Genomic DNA, 20,481 nt, shown 5'->3' with positions numbered 1-20,481 from the left:
ACAAAGATAAGCATTTATGTTTGTACGACAATGCAGAAAAATGCTTTTAATATTGATTAACTCTGCATATACGTCATTTTTTCGGCGAATATATTTATCTTTGCAACCGATTATGATGAATATTGTATATATCGTCTTTGGCATTGTGATGGTTCTTTGGGGAGCCGGAAAACTTACCGACGGGGCAACGTCCGTTGCATCTAGAATGAACATTCCGCCAATTATCATAGGTCTCACCGTAGTGGCGATGGGTACGTCAATGCCGGAGTTTTTCGTAAGTTTCGTGTCGGCAATGAAAGGAACGGGCAACCTTGCCGCGGGCAATGTCGTGGGCAGCAACATCTTCAACAGCATGCTTATTGTGGGAATAACGGCATTGGTGGTTCCCATGGCAATATCCAAATCAACGGTCAAGAAGGACATTCCTTTTACCGTACTCGCCTCGGCATTGCTCGTGCTCATGGGCATCGACGGCAACATATCTCGTCTCGATGCCGCGATGCTCTTTGCGGTGTTCATCGCGTTCATGGCATATACAGTGCAATCGGCAAGAAAAGGCGGCAACAACGGAGACGCTGAAAACATGAAAGAAATACCGATGTGGCGTGCCACGGCTTTTATCTTGCTCGGACTGGCATGCCTCATCGTGGGCAGCAACATATTTGTTGACGGTGCCACGAAAGTGGCTTCGCTGCTCGGAATGAGCGAGGCGGTAATCGGTCTGACAATAGTTGCCGGCGGCACGTCGCTGCCCGAATTGGCAACAAGTGTCGTGGCTGCACGCAAGGGGCAATGTGCCATTGCGATGGGCAACGTCATCGGCAGCAACGTGTTTAACATACTCATGATAATAGGCATAACGGGAGTAATCAATCCTATGGAAATACAGGGAATCTCGTGGCTCGACCTCACGGTAATGCTGCTCAGCATGGTAATCTTGTGGCTGTTCTCATTTACCAAATACACCGTGGCTCGGTGGGAAGGCGGACTGATCGTTGCCATGTTCGCCGGATATATGTCATGGTTGGTAATGCATGCAGTATGATAATTAAATTGGTATCAAATAATAAAACTTAAAAGAACATGAAAAGAATTGCTTTTTTTATAATTACAGCGTTAGTCGCAACATTGGCAGAGGCACAGGTTGGAAAAGTTGCCGATTCTGCAGTAACAGAAGTTAACAAGACAAATTTAAGCCGGACTTGGCAAAACCGGTATGACGCAATAGAGAAACGCGTAGGCGAAATAGGCAAGCAGTACGAGGCTTTTTCGAAAGGCGATGCCGACAAGGAGAAAATAAAACAACTCACAGACGAGTACTATGCAGAAATCGAAAAACTCGTTGAACTTGCAAAAGATGTGGTAAAAGACGGCAGCGATCAGGAAATGGCAAAGAAACTTGTGGGCGAGGTTGGCGAAATGGTTGAATATGAAGACCTGCTCGTTCTCATGCCGAAAGAGGCATCATACTATAACGCGCCGGAACTTGCCAACTTGCGAAAACGCATGGAGATGATGGCTCTGCGTGCCCCGGGCGTGACATATACCGACCTGAAAATGCAGGATCTCAACGGGAAAGAGCGCAACTTGTCGGAGTGGTGCGGCAAAGGAAACTATGTTCTTGTTGATTTCTGGGCAAGTTGGTGTCGCCCATGCCGCGAAGAGATGCCGAACGTGGTGGAAGCATACAAACGTCATCATGACAAGGGATTCGACGTGGTGGGTGTTTCGTTCGATGCCAACAAGGCTGCATGGGAAAAGGCAGTAAGCGACCTCGGCATGGCATGGCACCACATAAGCGACCTGAAAGGCTGGGAATGTGCCGCTGCTCCGATATACGGCATACAGAGTATCCCGTCAAACATACTCGTCGGTCCGGACGGAAAAATCGTCGCAGCCGACCTGCGTGCAGAAGCACTTCTCGAAAAACTCGCGGAAATATACAAAGATTAGTCCCGACAAAATATTATTTAATCACCAATAATCCTCCGTAAAAAAACAGCAAGTCGCAAAAAATAACAGCAATGCTCCCCTCCCCTTTCCTACAAGATCTCGCCGCGGCTATCGACAAATGTGCCCCCGACCGCATCTTTGTCCTAACGGACGAGAATACCGCCAAGCACTGCCTGCCATTGATAAATTGTCTCCCCGCTTTATGCGGTGCGCACAACATAGTGGTGGGACAGGGAGAGAATAACAAGGACATCAACGCTCTTGCAGCAATATGGCAGAACCTTTGCAACAACGGTGCGACACGCCGCTCGTTGCTGATAAACCTCGGCGGAGGAATGATAACCGACCTCGGGGGATTTGCCGCTGCAACATTCAAACGGGGCATCGATTTCATAAACATCCCCACTACGCTGCTCGCAATGGTTGATGCCGGAGTGGGAGGAAAGACGGGGATTAACTTCAACGGACTGAAGAACGAGGTGGGCGTATTCAGAAATGCCCGATTCGTGCTGACAAACACGGATTTCCTGAAAACTCTCGACGAAAAGAACATTCGCTCGGGATATGCAGAGATGCTGAAACACGGACTGACAGGCACAACAGAACAATGGGCTGAACTGCTCGAATACGACCTCGCACGGCACGATACGGATTTGCTACGAGACATGGTAAGCGCATCGGTGGAAGTGAAAATACGCATCGTTGAGAAAGACCCGCAAGAGCGAGGCTTGCGAAAGGCTCTCAATCTGGGACACACCGTGGGGCATGCACTGGAGTCTTTCACCATGACCGGCGGCAAACCGATACCACATGGTTATGCAGTGGCATACGGACTGGTGTGCGAATTGTATCTCTGCGTGATAAAAACGGGCTTCCCGACAGAAAAGATGAGGCAAACCGTGAACTTCATAAAAGAGTACTACGGACAAATGCCGATGACATGCAACGACTATGACGATTTGCTGTCATTGATGCGTCACGATAAAAAGAACGTCGGAGGAAAAATGAATTTCACACTACTCGCAGACATCGGGGACATACGCATTGACCAAAATGCTACCGATGAGGAGATAAGAGAGGCTTTGGATTTCTATCGAGAGGGGTGTTGATAAAATGAAAAATAAAGGTAGGAAGCAAAAACATGTCAATTAACATAGTATTTTTGCTTCCTACCTTTATTTTTTAAACTTACCGGCAATCCGTATTGCAAAACTTTGCATTCATCTTTCGAGATTGTTGTTTTGTATATTACATGATGCCGACTTACGGGGTACGCCATGTTTTATCTTACATGCTGTAGCGTTCCATGTTCCTTATTTGAAAATTACTTTACTGCCATTCTTTATGTATATGCCCTTATGCGGAGTTGCCACACGAACACCTTGAAGATTGTGGTATGTGTCATTTTCAACTGTCTCGGAGACAACGGTGGCAATTCCCGTGGTCTCGTCGAAAGCGATGAACGAAGGTTTTGCACCCGATGCGCCGGTAATCTTTAAATAACCCTTCCCCGCCTGAAGATAATTCTGGAGCATGTAGAAGCCGATACCGTTGCTGCCGTTACCGAGAACATAAATGTCGGTAGATGTTTCGCCGCCGGTCATACCTGCAACCAAAGCGTCTGTACAACCGAGCATCTTGTTTCTGGAAAGCGGTGCAACGCCGCTCGTGCGCTTCAGTGTTATGGTGCCGGTGCCCTTCAACAATACAGCCGCACCTTTCGGAACTCTCGCCACCTCCTCGGCGGTAATCTTATGCGAGGCGGCTTCCGTTATCTGGTATGCCTTTATACCTTCTGTCTGCGAGAAGTCGATGTCGCTTGTGGCAACCCATGTCAGGTAACCTGTATCGCCGAACGTGAGATTTATCTCGTGAGAAGAAGAGGGAGTGTTTACTACGAGTTCGTAATTGCCGCTGAATGTTGTTTTCGGGTCTGTGGCAGTAATTGTCACAATGCCGGGAGAAAGAATGTCAATTATATTATTGCCATGGAACTTAACTTTCGTATCATCACTGCTTGTATAAACAAGTGTGTCCTCGGTTCCTTCAACAACAGCCTCCTGCTTATTATAGTTGTCACCGAATGTTATTTCTTCGGAAGCATTCGCGAAAGAAATCGTTACATCTTTTATCTTACGGTAAATCTGAATTAAAGGAAAGTTATTTGTAATATTGTAACTTGAGAATAAAGAAGACTTTGTGTTATATTTAATCACACGACTGTTTCCTTTGAATTTAACCGTTGCATCATTTCCGGCAAATGTAATTGATGCTTTGGCGTTGTCATCGGCATTCTCGGTGGTTTTCAAATGATTGCTTGTTCCTTTTGACGTAGAATTAAGGTAGCCGTCAATCGTTTTGAAAGTCCATTCGCCGGTTTTACCACCAAGCAATATTGCTGTTACACCGGCAGATGTTTTTTCAGATACTTTTATAATATTCTTGTCTTCCGCATTGATGTAAGAAACAGTTGTCCTACCATAGTTGTATGCTTTTTTAGGTCCCATTGCCGCCGGTAAAGTCCCTTCTCCTTGATAAACGAATATAAGTTTGTCTCCGTTCTTCAACGTTGAAGCATCCGTAACTATCTCGTATATTCCTTTTGAAGATGGCTTTTCCTCGATGATGAGGGTGTAAGACGCCGATGCCTGAAGGTATGCATCGGTCTCTGCCGCCATTGCCTTGACGGTGGTTCGCCCCACGGCAAGTGCTTTTATCAGTCCCGTATTGTCAACGGTCGCTATGTTTTCGTTTTCAACAGAATAGGAAACTTCGCCATCGCCGGAATTTGTCAACTCCGGACCTGTCGTCTCATCGCCTTTGAAAACATGGAAACCATCGTATACAAATTCAAAATTCGGTGTACCTTTTGCAACGACAAGTTTGTATGATGCAGAACCCGCAGCGTAGATGGCGGTAGACATTGTCGATACCTTGATAATTGTCTCGCCGGCCTTATGCAATGTTATTATGCCGTTGTTATTGATCGTTGCCACATCAATGTTGCTGCTCTCGTATGTTTTTCCACCGTCACTCTTTGTCGTCAATTCCTGCAATGTGTAAGGAATGCCAATGGTGGCATTCTGTGTTTCCTCGGCAAAACTGTTCTCGGGGTCTTCTGTTCCTTGTAAAGGATCTGTCGAGTATGTAACGGCAACAGACTTTACATATAGTGCCTTCTTGGCACTTTCCTGTTCAAGTTTTACTACAATCTCTCCTGTACCGCTGCCTTCAAAAGTATATGGGGCATTATCTTTTGTCAAGTTGTGTTCGCTGCCAAAGAGAACTCCGCCAACGGTAACATTTATTTTTGCCTTAGTTTTAGACGCGCCCGAAGCATTAACGACTATTTTTGTTATGTTACCGCTGATGTCTGAAGTGGTTAGTTTCAAATAACTCACGGCTCTTTTAGATGTTCCATAATGAATACCTTTAGAACTATCATGCTTAGATTCCGGTGCATCGGAAGTAATAGTCCATTTCGCATCATCATCAGCCATGCCGCTGCCATTACATTCTATGGTAAAAGTAAGTGTACTTGTCTTTTCTTCTGCATAGGCATTAAAAACAAAAACAACCATGAGCAGTACAAGTATTGTTTTAAGGTAAAAATTATGTTTCATATTTTGTTTTGATTAAAACGTTATCAAGCATTCTGTCTTGTTTGCAAAGTTATCAATAATATTCGAGTTTAACAAGTAGCATAATACTTAATTCTTATAATGTATCCAATTTTAAACGGGTGTTAAAAATTAATCGCCTGTATATTTATGTTTGTTTTTCACTCACTGCGTTATATGGTAGAATGAGAGCGGAGGGCAGAAAGACTGAAAATAGTCGGCGGAAAGACTAAAAAGAGAAGTGAATAAAAGGCATACATAAGTATATAATTAATTTTGAATACTTACCTTGGAAGCCATTTAATTCATGTAATTTTACGAACTGTTTTCATACCAGAAAACAATGTTAAAGATAGTTGCAACAATAACAATTAAATGTTTTATATATATCTTTGCAATTAATTTAATAACTATAAAAACAAAAATAAGAGCATGGGATTTTTAGATTTTCTTAGTGGGAACAAATCGAAGGATATCACGTTCCGAACATTGCCGAAAAACATTGACGAACTGAAAGTTATGCCGCAGGCCGGACTTACGGACGAGTTTGAGGTTGCCGCACTTGTAGTTGCCGCCTTATGCCGTTACGAGGAAAGCATCGAGGACTCGCTTGAGATGCTGAACTTTCTCAAAGGACCAAGTCCGCTATGCAATATGGACGTGCAGTTTCTGCGCGACCGGCTTTACGGCAAGACATACAAAACACGCTCTTTCCTTGCCGGAGCAACACCGAACAACGGATACACGCCTTCGGTTCCGTTTACCGTAAAAGTATCAAGCAATCCGCATTCCTATGTCGAAACGCTGGCAACACTTTATCTGCATTCCGGCGGTGCAGACAGTCCGCGCCCAATAAGTCTTCGCAAAAAACCAAGTACGGGACAATGGTTTGTTACACAGTTTAGTTTCCTTGCAGACATAAGACTGCCGGTAGAAGAAAATCCGTGGGCTTGATTCCACAGAAAAGAAATATGTTTAGATTATATACAATGAATAGGGAGAGTTAAGGAAAAACATTTCCAAACTCTCCCTACTCTCTCAATTCCTGTTTTTCTCAATTCATAAAAATCTCCTCACAAAAGCGATACGGAATAAAGATAGACAAGTGCTGCGGGTAATGCCATGAGCGAAGAGTCGAAACGGTCGAGCATTCCACCATGACCGGGGAGGATGTTTCCACTGTCCTTTATTCCGAAAGTACGCTTGAAAAGACTCTCCACAAGATCGCCCCATGTGCCGAACACAACGACTACAAGCCCAAGTCCGAGCCATACGGGCAGCGTAAGAGAACTCTCACCCGCAACACCTCCGGTGAAATACCATACAACTGCGGCCGCAATCAACACGAATATGCCACCGCCGATACTTCCTTCCCAACTCTTTGCCGGTGAGACACGCGGGAAAAGTTTGTGCTTGCCGAAGAGCGAACCGCAACAATATGCACCGGTGTCGCTGACCCAAAGAAATATGAAAATGCTCAACGGAATAATTGTACTGAACACAATGGTTCCGTTGCTTTGCTGAGTAAAGGCAAGGGCATTAAGCGTTGAAAACGGCAATGCGACATACATCTGTGACAACATTGTATATGCCCAGTTGTTTACCGGATTCTTGGCACGCATGTATAGTTCGCTTATGAAAAGATACACTACGGTAAGCAGGTACGGCACGAACACCGCACTCGTGGCAACAAAGCCGCTGACATATCCTGCCATTGCCAAAAACAGATAAACACCGCCAACCGTACAGATGAAACGGTTGACACTGACAGTCGCTTGTTCATTGACCAAACCTGTGAATTCCCACACCGTTAGTCCCGTGACAATGGCGAAAAGAAACACCATTGTGACAGGACTGAGGAAGCAAGTAACTATTGCCGTAACGAAAAAAACTCCCGTTATTGCTCTAACAATCAGATTTTTCATTGTCGCTCTCCTTCTCTGTTATTTCTGTTGCAGGATGTTCGGAAACCACAGATGTCGTCGTGTCTTCAGTATCTTGCATAATCTCAGACGAACGACTTGCCCATGGACGTTTGCCGAAAATTTCCTCTACGTCCTCGGCAAAAATAACTTCTCGGTCTATCAGCAACTGCGCCAATTTGTTATGTCCTTCCTTGTGTTCCGTCAGTATTTGCTTGGCACGTTCGTACTGTCCGGCTATAAGTTTCATTACCTCATCGTCCATGACCTGCGCCGTCGTCTCGGAATAAGGTTTATGGAAATTATATTCCTGATTGTTGTAATAGCAAACATTGGGCAGTTTGTCGCTCATTCCTGCGTATGCAATCATGGAGTAAGAGGTCTTGGTAACGCGCTCAAGGTCGTTCATCGCACCGGTGGAAATCTGACCGATAAACAAATCTTCGGCCGCACGTCCTCCCAACAAAGCACAAATCTCGTCGAGCATCTGTTCCTTTGTCGTTATCTGACGTTCCTCGGGCATATACCATGCAGCCCCGAGTGCACGTCCGCGAGGTACTATGGTAACCTTCACAAGTGGATTGGCATGCTCGCAGAACCATGAGATTGTGGCATGTCCGGCCTCATGTATAGCAATGGAGCGTTTCTCATGTGCCGTAAGCACCTTGGTTTTCTTCTCCAATCCGCCTATGATGCGGTCAACGGCATCGAGAAAATCCTGTTTTTCCACTACTTTCTTGTCGTGGCGTGCTGCAATAAGGGCTGCCTCGTTGCACACGTTTGCGATGTCGGCTCCCGAGAATCCCGGAGTTTGACGTGCCAACTGGTCTATGTCGAGATTGCGATCTATCTTTATCGGCTTAAGATGAACCATGAAAATGGCACGCCGCTCGTTGAGATCGGGCAGGTCAACATTTATCTGACGGTCGAATCGTCCGGCACGAAGCAGTGCCGAGTCCAGCATGTCCACACGGTTCGTTGCGGCAAGTATAATTACCCCGCTGTTAGTCCCGAAGCCGTCCATTTCTGTCAATAAGGCATTCAGGGTGTTCTCTCGCTCGTCGTTTCCTCCCATTGAGGGATTCTTTGAGCGCGCCCTTCCCACTGCGTCTATCTCGTCAATGAATATTATGGACGGCGCTTTTTCTTTTGCCTGCCGGAATAGATCGCGCACCCTGCTGGCACCAACACCGACAAACATCTCCACGAAATCGGAGCCGGACATTGAGAAGAACGGCACACCTGCCTCACCGGCAACAGCCTTGGCAAGCAGTGTCTTGCCCGTTCCCGGAGGTCCGACGAGCAATGCTCCCTTAGGAATCTTGCCTCCGAGGTCGGTATATTTCTTCGGGTTTTTAAGGAACTCGACTATTTCCTGAACCTCCTGTTTAGCACCTTCCTGCCCTGCCACGTCCTTGAACGTAACATTTATATCCCCTCCTTTTTCATACATCCTTGCTTTGCTCTTACCCACCGAGAACACTCCCGACGAGCCGGAACCTCCGCTCATGCGCCTCATTATGAAAATCCAAATTACAATGAGGATGATAAAAGGAGCGAAATTTATGAGTATATTCATAAAACCGCTGTCCTTGCGGTTTTGATAGTCGAGTTGTCCTTTGAATTTTCCACTTTCTTTTGCGGCATTGATAAATTCTTCCACCTTATCAGTACTTCCATATTGCACTTCAAGATAAGGATTTTTCCCCACCTTGTCGGTACCCGACTTGAATATCTGCCTGACATGTTCGGGCTTGACATACATCTTAAGTATGTTGTCACTCTTGTTCACCTCCACTTTCTGTGCGTATCCGCTGTTTACATAGACCTTGAACTCATCATACGTGGCAGTCTTGTTCATGCTGCCTCCTATGGAATCGCCGCCCGAGAGGTAAAAAGCAACAAGAGCCAACAATATGAGTATGTAAATCCAACTCATGTTGAACTTCGGCATCTTCGGTAGGTTATTATTGTCTTTTTCCATTTCTTTTCTACGGTAAACTTACCTGTTTTTTTTACTTAAAAATAAATACTGTTCACCCTGTCAATTCGCATATTTCACTCCAGATGTCAGTCAATGTCAGGGATATTCACTACTCCTGCGTCTTCCCAGAGTCGATCGATATTATAAAACTCTCGTGCATCGGGCAGAAAGATATGTACCATTACATCTATATAGTCCATGGCAATCCATTGTGCCTGTTGCTCTCCGACCACTCGGACAGGCTTTTCACCGGCTTTATCTCGTGCCGTGTCTTCCACAGAATCCATTATTGCAGCGACCTGTGTCGGCGAGTTGCCTGAACAAATCACGAAATAGTTACAGATTGCTCCGTCTATTCCCTGCATATCCACTACTACAATATCTTTTCCTTTCTTTTCTTGTATTCCTTGAGTAATTACTTCTACAAGTTGCTTTGTCATTGTCATTTACGTTGTCAAATAATATTTTTCTTATGCTCTGTGTCATTTCACAAAACGTTATGCAAAGGTACATCTTATAATCGTAAAACAATTAATATTGCATGTTAATTTGATATTTTTTAGAAAAAAGTGGATAAAAGTGCTTGTCTTTAAAAAAAAAGATGTACCTTTGCACCCGCAATACGGGTGATACCCTTTGTGTGGGCAAATTACAATGTTGTCATCCGGTTGTTTTTAAAGATTGGGGTATGGTGTAATGGTAACACTACAGATTCTGGTCCTGTCATTCTTGGTTCGAGTCCGAGTACCCCAACAAAAGGCATCTTTCTCACATCGGGAAAGATGCTTTTTTTATATCATTGTCAAACAAAAATCCCCACAAACATTTCTGTTTGCAGGGATTTTGCATGTCTTTTTACGACCGAATCATTCCTTGTCGCGATTCTCTGCGTCAATGGTTTTTATCTTTTGGCGCACAAGTTCGCACTCATCTTTCAGTTTCTGCACCTTGCGATTCATCTCATCAATGAGCGAGTTGCCTTTTTTCGATGCCGCGTTAAGGAATCCGAGGTTGTTCTCGTAGGTTTGTATCTCCTGTTTCAGTCCGTCATAACGCCGCATAAGTCGTGCGCGTTCACTGTCGAGAGTCCCTTCCCCACGCTCTGCCATGCTACGCACCGAACTGCGGAAATTGTCAAGACGGCGGCGGTTTGCACTGATATTCAATTCTTTGAATATACGGTCGAGAACCTCGCGATATTCATTATACAATTTGTCTTTCTCCTTGAAAGGCACATGTCCGATGCTGTTATACTCTTCGGTAAGTTGATGCACCTTGTCCTTTGCATCGTCTCCGGGCTCTTCGAGCATAGCCTTCAACTTTTCTATGATGTCACGCTTCTTTCCAAGGTTTTCCTTTTCAGCCTGCCGTGTTCCCGATGTTGCCTCGTTGCGAGCCTCGAAAAACTTGTTGCATGCTGCGAGGAAATCGTTCCACAGTTGGTCTCCGATTTTCTTCGACACCGTTCCTATTGTCTTCCACTCTTTCTGCAATGCTATCAGTTTGTCACCCGTTGTTTTCCAATCGGTGCTGTCCTGCAATGCCTGTGCTTGTTCTACGAGTGCCCGTTTCTTCTCGGCATTTTCTCCCATCTGCTGTTTCAATTCCTTGAAATACTCTGCTTTTCTTCCAAAGAAATCATCGCATGCTTTGCGGAATCGTTCGAAGATTTTCACGTTCATCTTCTGTGGTGCAAAGCCTATGGTTTTCCACTCTTTCTGTATTTCTATTATCTCCTTGGTATTCTTGTCCCAATCCGAAGCCTTTTTGTTTTCCCTTTTCGCAATCTCCTCTACTTTCTCGCAGAGTGCGGTCTTGCGCACAAGGTTCTCCTCCTCTTTCGCACGCACATCGTCATAATGCTTTTGGTGCTTCTTGTTTATTACGGTCGAAGCCGCTTTGAAACGTATCCACAAATCCTCTCGCAACTCCTTTGCCACCGGTCCCGTTTCACGGTATTCCTGATGCAGGTTTTGCAGTTGGTGGAATGCACTTATCACGTCTTCTTCCTCGGCAAGTTTCTCTGCCGCCTCGCATAGCAGTGTCTTTTTCTCGAGGTTTTTCTTGAAATCGTATTCACGTGCCTCGCTGTTCAGTTTCAACAAGTCGTAAAACTGTTCCACATATAGTTGATAACTGCGCCACAGTTCGTTCGACTTGTCTGCCGGCACGAGTTTAATCTCTTTCCACTCCTGCTGCAGTTGTTTGAATTGCTGATACGATTTATTGGCTTCCTCCGGCGATGTTGCCATTGCCTTGACTTTCTCTATTATCTCCAGTTTTTTCTTCAGGTTTTCCTGTTTTTCTTCTTCTTGTCGCAGGAAAATCTTTGAGCGTTTTTCCTTTACGAGCGTCATCTCGCTTTTGAAGACTTCCTCATCGTCATCAGGTACTATCTGATATTTCTCGGGATCGCCTCCGCTCTCGAGATATTCTTTCAGGCCGGCCTCACGTTCCGCCTTGTGCAGTTTGTAGAATGCAGACTTCAATGCCTCGACCTCTTCCTTGACCGGTGCTTCTTCGCCATGAGCAATCTCTTTGAGTCGTTCTATTACTTCTTTTTTAGTTTCATAGACTTTCGGTGCTTGCTCTTGCTGTTTTGTTTCTTCATTCTGAACCTCGGCGATGTCTCCCACCGCCTCTCCGTTCACTACTTCAGTCGTGTTATCGACCGCCATTTCTTCTGTCCTTGTCTGCTCCAAGGCGTTCTCTTGAGAGTCTAACATGTAACTTTTTTTAGTTAATGATTCGAGTTTTTCTATTTCTTTTAGTAAAGTATTCGATATAATTCGCCGTGCGAAATTACGTCTTTTATTTTAAATAACCTAAGAAAAAAGAGTTTTTTTTCACTTTTCGCAATCAAACGAGCCTTCTCCACCTCAAAACTGCCCACGAGCCAAAGGATACGAGAACCGAAATTGCAAGTGCGACGACAAATCCCACGGGGCTGTTTTCCATGCCGTTGATGAGGTTCATGCCGAAAAGCGACGCCACGAGTGTGGGGAACATCATAACAATCGTTACCACGGTAAGCGTACGCATCACAGTGTTCATGTTGTTATTGATGATGCTCGAATATGTTTCCATTGTCGATTCGAGTATGTCCGAATATATGTTCGTGGTTTCGCGAGCCTGACTCATCTCGATGTTAACGTCTTCGATGAGGTCTGCATCGAGTTCATCAACCTGCAGTTTAAACTTCAATTTCTGCATGAGATTCTCGTTCCCGCGTATCGAGGTAATGAAATATGTCAGAGAGTCCTGCAGTCTGCTCAACCCTATGAGAGACTCGTTATCAACACCTTTGTCGAGGTCCTGCTTGGCACGTTCTATTATATTGTTTATCTGTTTCAGTCGTTTCAGATACCATACTGCCGACGACAGGAACAGTCTGAATATCATATCCACATAGTCGGTAAATCCGGAGCCTCGCCGCTGGTGGAAACTGATGAAATCGAGCATCATGTTTGTCTCGTAGTAACAAACCGTTATCGTAACGTCGCGTTTGTGTATTATGCCGAGCGGCACGGTTGTGAACGGCGTACGGGAGCGCACTTCCTTGACATAAGGAATACGCAGAATTATGAGCATCCAACCATCGTCGTACTCGTAGCGTGCGCGCTCGTCGGTATCGCTGATGTCGGTTATAAAATAATCGGGAATGCCGAACTTTTCCTCCAGTTGGCGTTGATCTTCGTCTGTCGGACATGTAACCTGCGTCCAACAATTCGGCTGCCACTCTGCCAATGGTTTCAGGCAACCTGTTGTGTTCCAATATTTCTTCATTTTCCTAATCCTTCAATGATTTTCTTGGCGAAGGATTAGCCCCGCGGAAGTGGTAATCCTCTGCCTACGATAAATTCTCGTTGTTTTCCGCCGGGTAGTCGTCCATGCTGTCGTTGCTTTAAGTTAATATTGGCGCACATGCCATTTAAATTATTATTAATAAATAATGGTATAATGCGCAATTTGCGGTTGCAAAGTTAGTGTTTTTTTTTATAATACAAGCATTATCATTTATTTTTTTACAAAAAACGTTGCGTTTCTAAATGGAATCTTCAACATGGTAAGGACTACGAACTGCGGCTGAAAGAGTATTTTGGTTTTCACCTTTATGGATTGTCGGTCGAAGATTGTGGAGGACAGATACAGGTGCAAGTGTTCTATGAGGATTTCAAGCACATTGATACAGTGCGCCGTGAACTGACACAGATGATGCCCGAAGTGGAGTTTGTCAAGATACGCCGTGGCTTTACCCATTCGGCAGAACGAATGGTACTCTGCCGAATGCACGATGAAGACCCTCGTCACCCTGTACCCACCATCTATGTGAAGCGCGGAAAGACTCTCGTGGAAGCATCGCTCCGCGACATTGTACTGGCAGAACTGGTGCAATTGGAACTCGATGATGATGACGAGATAACCTATACCGACACAGAGCGGAATGTACCTTGTGACGATTACCTGTCTCAGAACGCATACGATTGAGTTTGAAGAAAACTTTTCACTCCCTATTTGGCGACAGATAGGGAGTTTCTTTCTGTCATGCAAAATGGTGCGATTAAAAAACTTTGAAAAATATTTGCAAGTTAAAATATATATACACCTTTGTGGTCAAAGAAGTAAAAATAAGGCTACAACAATGGAAAAAATTAAAGTTTCTACAGACACTCTTTATAAATATCTCAAGGAGCATAATTTCACGTTTTTGGTATTGTCAAAATACATGGAGGTAAGCAATGGAAACATGATGGGCTGCTTTTTACATATACCAAATAGACTCGGTAAGCCGCTGACATTCTCTTCATCTATTATTAAGAAGATGAATAAAGCCATTGAACGGGTAGCCGATGATATGCGTAAATGCGTTCTTGTGTTTGGAAGCGATGAAACATTCACCAATCAACGCGGAAAAACTTACGACCCCGGACTTATAAAACCTATAAGTCAGGGAATAGGGAAGTTTTTCAAACTGCGTGGCATGACAGAAAGACTGTTGGGATGGAATCTTGCAAAATATAGCCTTACATTATCGTCTCCAAAATCAAAAATATATGGCAATATCACGCGCGACGATGCCGACCGGCTAAATGCCGAACTCCTTGCCATTGCAGGAGTGCTGTCGAGTTACGAGGTAGTGGCTGGCGATGAACTTTCTGTGGCTCAATCCATAACAGAACCTACAATGGAATTGCGGCAGCCCGCTGAAGAAGCGGATAACGGCGTGCCGGTATCTGAAACGGAATATACGCTTGACGATTTGTACCGTGCGTTTGGCGAGGAGAAGAAAGCGAGTGCTGCGCGTCTGCGTTACGCGCTTGAGCGTAAGGGTGTCACCACTCTTCAGGAGTTTGCCTCGCTGTCCACCGGTCAACTGTTAGACATGGAAGGCGTTGGTAGCGGCACGCTTGGGCTGATTCATAAGGCGTTCAAAAAAATGGGCGTGCGTTGGTGATGCAGTTATTAATGGTTTGCGTGTGCGCGCGAACCATAGAATACTGAATATTAACTACTTCCGCTACCGAATGTAATTATTGTCGGTTGTCGGAAACAATATATTCACATATTAATGATGTTTCTTTGAAGCGAAAAGATTTCTTTGTTTGTGTGAAACAAAATAACCTTTTCGCTTTTGTTTTATTGTATATCTAACTTAAAACGTTTCCAAAAGGTTTATAAACCGCTTTTTTTCAAAACTCTTAAACGATCCCGCGCATCGCTGGGCGTGTGGGGGGTGCCATAGGTATGTGGCGTACTGTATATATGCTGCGTGTATGTGTATGTGAATGTGAATGTGTATATGTGTGTGTGGTCTCGCACCAAGGAAGTCTTCATTGTCGGCTTGCAGTTCTTCGAGATTTGTTGGCGAGAAGTTTGTCAGCGATATTTCCATCTTGTCTGAAACCATTACGCCTGGCTCCCTCCACAACATTCTGCTTTGCCGGGAATCATTGGGAATTGCGGAGATTAAAAGTCGTGGAGTTACGGAAACATTTTGGGATTCTTGGGAAATTCCGGTTTGTCCCGGTAAGATCCCAAGAATCCCATTAAAAAACGGCCTTAGCCCATAAGTAAAGAGGCTGTTACTTAACCGGTATTTCTTCAAGCACCTTCTTCAGCAATGCCCAGAAAGGTTCTGCCGTTTTCCAAAGGGTGCGTTCGGTGGTTGTATGCGGAGAGCGAACGGTAGGACCGAGGCTTACCACATCAAGGTGTGGATACTTGCCAAGGATTATCGAACACTCCAAACCGGCGTGATCCACCTGTATAATACCGTCCTCACCGTTCAATTCCTTATATACACGCAGCATAAGCGCGAGTATCTCAGAGTCGGGATTAGGATCCCAGCCGCCGTAACTGCCGCCTGTCTCCACCTTCATGCCCGCCATGCAGAGACAACTCTCGATGGTCTTTACGACATAATCTTTCATGTCTTCACGGCTCGAGCGTGCAAGAATCTTTATTGAGGCCTCGCCTCCTTCAATGTCTATTATTGCAAGGTTTGAACTTGTCTCAACCACATCGGGATATGAGGGAATCATGCGGATAACGCCGTCGTGGCATGCATATATTGCATTAACGAGATTATCCTGCAATTCTACCGGAACTTGCATCGCCGGAGTTTCAATGTCTTCTGCGAAGAACTCCACTCCGTTAGTTTCTATCGTCTTGAACTCGTCGATATATCTTTCTTTCCATTCTTCAACCAGTTCCTTTGCCGCCTCAACATTCTCTTTCGGCAATGTAATCACCACTTCGGCCTTGAACGGAATGGCGTTGCGCATGTTTCCGCCGTGCCATGTTGCAAGACGGGCATCGCATTTCTCTATCGCCTCGCGTACGAAACGTACCATCTGCTTGTTGGCATTGGCTCTGCCCTCATGTATTTCGAGACCCGAGTGACCGCCGCGGAAACCTTTCAGCGTAACGCGTAATGCGGCATCAGCCTTGTCTGTTTCCACTTCCTTATATCCGAGCGTACCGGTAATGTCGATACCGCCCGCGCTGCCGATGACAAACTTGCCCCATGTTTCCGAGTCGAGATTGAGCAGGATGTCGCCCTGAAGTTCGCCTGCGGGCAGTGCGTTAGCACCAACCATTCCGGTCTCTTCGTCTGCGGTGATGAGTGCGTCTATGGGACCGTGCTTCAATGTTTTGTCCTCCATGACAGCCATTATTGCAGCCACTCCGAGACCGTCATCGGCACCCAGTGTGGTGTTGTTGGCCTTGACCCACTCACCGTCTATCCACGGTTCTATCGGGTCGGTCTCAAAATTATGCTTGCTGTCAGGAGATTTCTGCGGCACCATGTCCATGTGAGCCTGCAGGATTATGCCTTTGCGGTTTTCCATTCCCTCGGTTGCCGGTTTGCGCATAACTATATTGCCTGCGGGATCTTTGAAAGCCTCCACTCCGGCTTCCTTTGCGAAATCGAGCAAGAATTTCTCTATTTTCTCAAGATGTCCCGAAGGACGTGGAACTTGCGTAAGTGCATAGAAATTTTTCCAGATGCACTGCGGTTTAAGGTTTAAGATTTCATTCATGGTTGCTATATGTATATAAATTTAAAGTTTCGACCGCAAAGATATAAAAAAACTTCGCCACCGCCAAATCTTTTAACCACAAATTTCCGTATTCCGTTGATTTGCGCTACCTTTGCACGCGGATACGGATATGGCAGAACAAAAGAAAATCATGTCGGGGGCGGTAAAAATCGCAATGCCCGCAGTATTGGGAGCGGCGATACTCTATTGGATGTACCGCGATTTCGATTTCGGGAGCATAAAGGACGTGATGCTCCACGAAATGGATTGGACGTGGATGATTCTGTCGATGCCGTTCGGAGTGCTTGCACAGATGTTTCGCGGGTGGCGGTGGCAACAGTCACTGAAACCCCTTGGCGAGAATCCCCGCATGTCTACCTGCATCAACAGTATATTTATGAGTTATGCGGCATCGCTCGTGATACCGCGCATCGGCGAATTCACTCGCTGCGGAGTACTGCGGCAGTACGATGGAGTGTCGTTCCCGAAAGCACTTGGCACCGTTGTCACTGAGCGTGCCATAGACACGTTGCTCGTACTTGCCATTACCTCACTTACGCTACTGTGGCAGATAGGTTTGTTCGGAACATTTTTTGAGAAAACCGGCACGGGAATCGACTCTATACTATCCGATTTCTCACTTGAAGGTTACCTCGTAACAGCCGTATGCACCGTGGCAGTGGCAGTCTTGCTCCACCTGCTGCTGCGCCGCCTGAGCATATATAATAAGGTTCGCTCCACCATCGGCGGCATTTGGCAGGGTGTGATGTCGTTGCGCGGCGTGCGCAACAAGCCTCTGTTTGCATTCTATACGCTTGCGATATGGGGATGTTATTTTCTACACTACTATCTCACCTTTTTCTGTTTCGATGCCACTGCCCGCCTCGGCATGTCGTGCGCTCTTGTTACGTTCATCGTCGGCTCGATTGCGGTAATCGTGCCAACGCCCAACGGTGCCGGTTCGTGGCATTTCGCAGTGAAAACAATGCTCATTCTGTATGGCGTTGCAGACAGACAGGCTCTCTATTTCGTACTAATCGTACACACGCTTCAAACAATGTTGGTGGTACTGCTCGGCATATATGCTTGGACAATGCAGTCGTTTAAGAAAAAAATCACTGCCGGCATACAAGAAACTGCCAAGTGACACGTTTGTCGCAAAATAACAAAACAGGCGGAATTGCATGGCAAATTCGCCTGTTTTGGTTTTCAAATCGGGCGAAATCGTTTATTGTTACATTGTAAAATGCCAAACGTAACATGTCATTCCGAATGAGTGAGCGTGATGTACAAGAATTGAGAACACGAGCATGCCCGTTTTTTCAGTGCGTATTCTTTCGGAGCAATGAAAGCATTATACGCGCTGTCTCTTCGGGTGCGTTGTTTTGACCAAGTACGTTTTCCACGTACTCGTACCCGCTCAACATTGTTTCCCGGGCATCACCGCCGGGCAGTATTGACTGCAACCGGGCACGAAGGTTGTCCTCCGTAAAAGAGTCGGCCACAAGTTCCGGAACGACTTCTCTGCCTGCAATAAGATTTACGAGAGACACGTACGGCACCTTTATGACTTTCTTTCGCAACCAGCCGATAATTTTATGCAACGGTGTCTCGTAGCACACCACCTGCGGTACATGGAAAAGTGCGGTTTCGAGTGTTGCCGTTCCGCTCGTCACCAATGCCGCATCTGCGTGCATTAAGAGTGCGAACGTGTCATTATTAACAAATTTAACATGGCAATCGCACACAAAGCGGTCATAATAGTCGCGGTCTATGCCCGGTGCACCGGCGAGCACCAATTGATAGTCATGCGAATGCTCGCATGCCACTTTCAACATCATCGGGAGATTATCTTTTATCTCCTGTTTTCTGCTACCTGCCAAAAGTGCTATGATCGGACGCTTGTCAAGGTCGTATCTTGCCCGGAACCCTTCGGGAGTCTCATCGTATCGGCTTCGGAATTTGCCAACCTCGGCAGCCGTCGGGTTTCCCACATAATGTATCGGATAGTTGTGCCTGCCCTCGAAAAAATCCTTTTCGAAAGGCAGTATCGAGAACAGTTGATCCACATCGCGCCTTATGTTCTTTATCCTGTACTCTTTCCATGCCCACAGTTTCGGTGCAATATAATAGTATATTGGGATGTCCGAATGTCGTCGTACATATTTCGCAATATCAAGGTTGAATCCGGGGTAATCGACAAGAATCAAGACATCCGGATTCCAGTTGATCACATCGTGCCTGCATCTCTTCATGTTCATTGCTATTGCAGGCAGATGCAACAAAACCGGAACGAAACCCATGTATGCCATGTCGCGATAATGGCGCACACGCGTCCCTCCCACTCCTGTCATGTTGTCGCCTCCGAGGAAGCGGAAATCAGCCTCCGGGTCTCGGTCGCTCAATGCCTGCATAAGATGCGAAGCATGCAGGTCGCCGCTTGCCTCGCCCACTATGATGTAGTATTTCATGGCCTGCGTATATTCCGTTTTGTCAAATTCTCTGTATTAAATCCGCTCCCGCATCCTTGCAGAGTGCTTCACACAGGGAAATCCCACTCACCCATGCGCTCAATCATCGGATAGTTGGTAACATCAATCTGCGTAGGTGTTATCGCCACATATCCATGCTGCAATGCCCAACTGTCGGTATCCTCGGCATCCGGCTCGTCGTTGGAATATCTGCCTACCATCCAGAAATATTCGTAACCTCGCGGATGCAGACAGCGAACAGTTTCATTATTCCACGTCCCCTTAGCCATTCGGCACACCTTTACTCCGTTATATTTATTCACTACGGGGAAGTTGATGTTGAGACACACACCTGCGGGAAGCCCCTCTCCAAGTACCCTTTGGGTGACATAGCGCACCACCGGAATCATCAACGAGAAATCGGCATCCAAGTCATGGTCGCACAGCGAGAATGCCACCGAAGGGATATATTTCATGCAACCCTCAAGTGTTACTCCCATCGTACCCGAATAATGAGTGTTTACCGAGGCGTTGTCGCCATGGTTTATGCCCCCTATAATCATGTCGGGGCGGCGTGTCAGAATATTTCCGAGTGCCATTTTCACGCAGTCAACGGGTGTACCGTTGCACGACCACACCTGCAAGCCCTCCTCCTCGTGTCTCTTTTCGAGCCTCAGCGACAATGTTCCCGAGAACGCGCACGAGAAGCCCGAGCGTGCCGAATCCGGAGCGCATACAACGATTTCGGCAATGTCGCGTATCATTTCCACGAGGCTTGCGAGTCCTTTCGAACTATAGCCGTCATCATTTGAAATAAGTATTAACGGTCTGTTATTTTTCATAAAAAAATCAATCTTTCGGTGCAAAAGTAGTAAAAAAACACCATTTTACAAATTTTTTATATATCTTTGCAAGATATTTTAGGACGTGACGCTCGTGAAAAGTCAGAAGATTGTTTTTGACACGGGCAACGAAACCTTCCGAGGA

At 45.9% G+C, this 20,481-nt stretch carries 17 protein-coding genes and 1 tRNA gene; 8 read left to right on the top strand and 10 right to left on the bottom strand.

Annotated elements, in window-relative coordinates:
* Positions 1-109 precede the first annotated feature (109 nt).
* From EII32_RS01335 to aroB, 3 genes are all read left to right on the top strand, one after another.
* Positions 110-1,045, top strand: coding sequence for a calcium/sodium antiporter (locus EII32_RS01335; RefSeq protein ID WP_125233803.1), 936 nt, complete (start codon positions 110-112; stop codon positions 1,043-1,045).
* 38 nt (positions 1,046-1,083) lie between these two features.
* On the top strand, positions 1,084-1,953 hold the full coding sequence (locus EII32_RS01330) for a TlpA disulfide reductase family protein (protein WP_233582277.1): 870 nt from the start codon (positions 1,084-1,086) through the stop codon (positions 1,951-1,953).
* A gap of 71 nt (positions 1,954-2,024) precedes the next feature.
* A complete protein-coding gene (gene aroB, locus EII32_RS01325; RefSeq protein WP_125233663.1) occupies positions 2,025-3,062 on the top strand; it encodes a 3-dehydroquinate synthase in 1,038 nt (345 codons plus the stop codon).
* A 204-nt stretch (positions 3,063-3,266) separates the two neighbouring features.
* On the opposite strand, the gene EII32_RS01320 is transcribed toward aroB, so the two are convergent.
* Positions 3,267-5,576: an Ig-like domain-containing protein gene (locus tag EII32_RS01320; RefSeq protein ID WP_125233662.1), complete on the bottom strand. Its 2,310-nt coding sequence runs from the start codon at positions 5,574-5,576 to the stop codon at positions 3,267-3,269.
* Between the two features lie 429 nt (positions 5,577-6,005).
* Here EII32_RS01320 and EII32_RS01315 point away from each other — a divergent pair, with 429 nt between their 5' ends.
* A complete protein-coding gene (locus tag EII32_RS01315) occupies positions 6,006-6,527 on the top strand; it encodes a DUF6935 domain-containing protein (protein WP_125233661.1) in 522 nt (173 codons plus the stop codon).
* Between the two features lie 119 nt (positions 6,528-6,646).
* Here the strand turns inward: EII32_RS01315 and EII32_RS01310 are convergent, their stop codons facing one another.
* From EII32_RS01310 to rsfS, 3 genes are all read right to left on the bottom strand, one after another.
* Positions 6,647-7,498, bottom strand: a complete 852-nt coding sequence (locus EII32_RS01310) for a phosphatidate cytidylyltransferase (protein ID WP_125233660.1) — start codon at positions 7,496-7,498, stop codon at positions 6,647-6,649.
* A complete protein-coding gene (ftsH, locus tag EII32_RS01305; protein ID WP_125233659.1) occupies positions 7,479-9,479 on the bottom strand; it encodes an ATP-dependent zinc metalloprotease FtsH in 2,001 nt (666 codons plus the stop codon). Before ftsH ends, EII32_RS01310 begins: the two co-directional genes overlap by 20 nt.
* Positions 9,480-9,565: 86 nt before the next feature.
* Entirely contained in the window at positions 9,566-9,925 is a 360-nt protein-coding gene (gene rsfS / locus EII32_RS01300) for a ribosome silencing factor (RefSeq protein ID WP_125233658.1), read from the bottom strand.
* Positions 9,926-10,161: 236 nt separating this feature from the next.
* On the opposite strand from rsfS, the gene EII32_RS01295 reads away from it, so the two are divergent.
* Positions 10,162-10,232 (top strand) — tRNA-Gln (locus EII32_RS01295).
* A gap of 113 nt (positions 10,233-10,345) precedes the next feature.
* Here EII32_RS01295 and EII32_RS01290 read toward each other — a convergent pair.
* Both EII32_RS01290 and EII32_RS01285 read right to left on the bottom strand, forming a co-directional pair.
* On the bottom strand, positions 10,346-12,205 hold the full coding sequence (locus EII32_RS01290) for a DUF349 domain-containing protein (protein ID WP_125233657.1): 1,860 nt from the start codon (positions 12,203-12,205) through the stop codon (positions 10,346-10,348).
* Between the two features lie 133 nt (positions 12,206-12,338).
* Positions 12,339-13,265, bottom strand: a complete 927-nt coding sequence (locus EII32_RS01285; protein ID WP_125233656.1) for a magnesium transporter CorA family protein — start codon at positions 13,263-13,265, stop codon at positions 12,339-12,341.
* A gap of 333 nt (positions 13,266-13,598) precedes the next feature.
* Here EII32_RS01285 and EII32_RS01280 point away from each other — a divergent pair, with 333 nt between their 5' ends.
* Both EII32_RS01280 and EII32_RS01275 read left to right on the top strand, forming a co-directional pair.
* Entirely contained in the window at positions 13,599-13,967 is a 369-nt protein-coding gene (locus tag EII32_RS01280; protein WP_125233655.1) for a hypothetical protein, read from the top strand.
* 154 nt (positions 13,968-14,121) lie between these two features.
* Positions 14,122-14,934 (top strand): DNA-directed RNA polymerase subunit alpha, encoded by an 813-nt coding sequence (locus tag EII32_RS01275; RefSeq protein WP_125233654.1) that lies wholly within the window; start codon positions 14,122-14,124, stop codon positions 14,932-14,934.
* Between the two features lie 198 nt (positions 14,935-15,132).
* Here the strand turns inward: EII32_RS01275 and EII32_RS01270 are convergent, their stop codons facing one another.
* Both EII32_RS01270 and EII32_RS01265 read right to left on the bottom strand, forming a co-directional pair.
* Positions 15,133-15,411 carry a hypothetical protein gene (locus EII32_RS01270; protein ID WP_125233653.1) on the bottom strand — a complete coding sequence of 93 codons (279 nt, stop codon included), beginning with the start codon at positions 15,409-15,411 and terminating at the stop codon, positions 15,133-15,135.
* A 151-nt stretch (positions 15,412-15,562) separates the two neighbouring features.
* Positions 15,563-17,023, bottom strand: a complete 1,461-nt coding sequence (locus EII32_RS01265; RefSeq protein ID WP_125233652.1) for an aminoacyl-histidine dipeptidase — start codon at positions 17,021-17,023, stop codon at positions 15,563-15,565.
* Between the two features lie 130 nt (positions 17,024-17,153).
* Between EII32_RS01265 and EII32_RS01260 the strand changes: the two genes are divergently transcribed.
* The gene (locus EII32_RS01260; protein ID WP_125233651.1) at positions 17,154-18,170 is read left to right on the top strand and encodes a lysylphosphatidylglycerol synthase transmembrane domain-containing protein; all 1,017 of its coding nucleotides are present in this window, start codon (positions 17,154-17,156) and stop codon (positions 18,168-18,170) included.
* A 175-nt stretch (positions 18,171-18,345) separates the two neighbouring features.
* Here the strand turns inward: EII32_RS01260 and lpxB are convergent, their stop codons facing one another.
* Entirely contained in the window at positions 18,346-19,494 is a 1,149-nt protein-coding gene (gene lpxB, locus EII32_RS01255) for a lipid-A-disaccharide synthase (protein WP_125233650.1), read from the bottom strand.
* 68 nt (positions 19,495-19,562) lie between these two features.
* Positions 19,563-20,336 carry a 5'/3'-nucleotidase SurE gene (gene surE, locus EII32_RS01250; RefSeq protein ID WP_125233649.1) on the bottom strand — a complete coding sequence of 258 codons (774 nt, stop codon included), beginning with the start codon at positions 20,334-20,336 and terminating at the stop codon, positions 19,563-19,565.
* Positions 20,337-20,481: the final 145 nt, after the last annotated feature.

Origin of the sequence: Prevotella sp. OH937_COT-195 (assembly GCF_003932845.1) — a bacterium.
Classification (GTDB): domain Bacteria; phylum Bacteroidota; class Bacteroidia; order Bacteroidales; family Bacteroidaceae; genus Prevotella.
This window is presented reverse-complemented; position numbering and strand designations above follow the sequence as displayed.

Bases quoted from the DNA above. Each gene is read 5' to 3' on its own strand.
- EII32_RS01320 (WP_125233662.1), bottom strand. From the start codon at position 5,576: ATGAAACATAATTTTTACCTTAAAACAATACTTGTACTGCTCATGGTT.
- EII32_RS01315 (WP_125233661.1), top strand. From the start codon at position 6,006: ATGGGATTTTTAGATTTTCTTAGTGGGAACAAATCGAAGGATATCACG.
- EII32_RS01270 (WP_125233653.1), bottom strand. From the start codon at position 15,411: ATGTTGTGGAGGGAGCCAGGCGTAATGGTTTCAGACAAGATGGAAATA.
- EII32_RS01260 (WP_125233651.1), top strand. From the start codon at position 17,154: ATGGCAGAACAAAAGAAAATCATGTCGGGGGCGGTAAAAATCGCAATG.
- EII32_RS01265 (WP_125233652.1), bottom strand. From the start codon at position 17,023: ATGAATGAAATCTTAAACCTTAAACCGCAGTGCATCTGGAAAAATTTC.
- EII32_RS01290 (WP_125233657.1), bottom strand. From the start codon at position 12,205: ATGTTAGACTCTCAAGAGAACGCCTTGGAGCAGACAAGGACAGAAGAA.
- EII32_RS01310 (WP_125233660.1), bottom strand. From the start codon at position 7,498: ATGAAAAATCTGATTGTTAGAGCAATAACGGGAGTTTTTTTCGTTACG.
- aroB (WP_125233663.1), top strand. From the start codon at position 2,025: ATGCTCCCCTCCCCTTTCCTACAAGATCTCGCCGCGGCTATCGACAAA.
- EII32_RS01330 (WP_233582277.1), top strand. From the start codon at position 1,084: ATGAAAAGAATTGCTTTTTTTATAATTACAGCGTTAGTCGCAACATTG.
- lpxB (WP_125233650.1), bottom strand. From the start codon at position 19,494: ATGAAATACTACATCATAGTGGGCGAGGCAAGCGGCGACCTGCATGCT.
- surE (WP_125233649.1), bottom strand. From the start codon at position 20,336: ATGAAAAATAACAGACCGTTAATACTTATTTCAAATGATGACGGCTAT.
- ftsH (WP_125233659.1), bottom strand. From the start codon at position 9,479: ATGGAAAAAGACAATAATAACCTACCGAAGATGCCGAAGTTCAACATG.
- rsfS (WP_125233658.1), bottom strand. From the start codon at position 9,925: ATGACAATGACAAAGCAACTTGTAGAAGTAATTACTCAAGGAATACAA.
- EII32_RS01275 (WP_125233654.1), top strand. From the start codon at position 14,122: ATGGAAAAAATTAAAGTTTCTACAGACACTCTTTATAAATATCTCAAG.
- EII32_RS01285 (WP_125233656.1), bottom strand. From the start codon at position 13,265: ATGAAGAAATATTGGAACACAACAGGTTGCCTGAAACCATTGGCAGAG.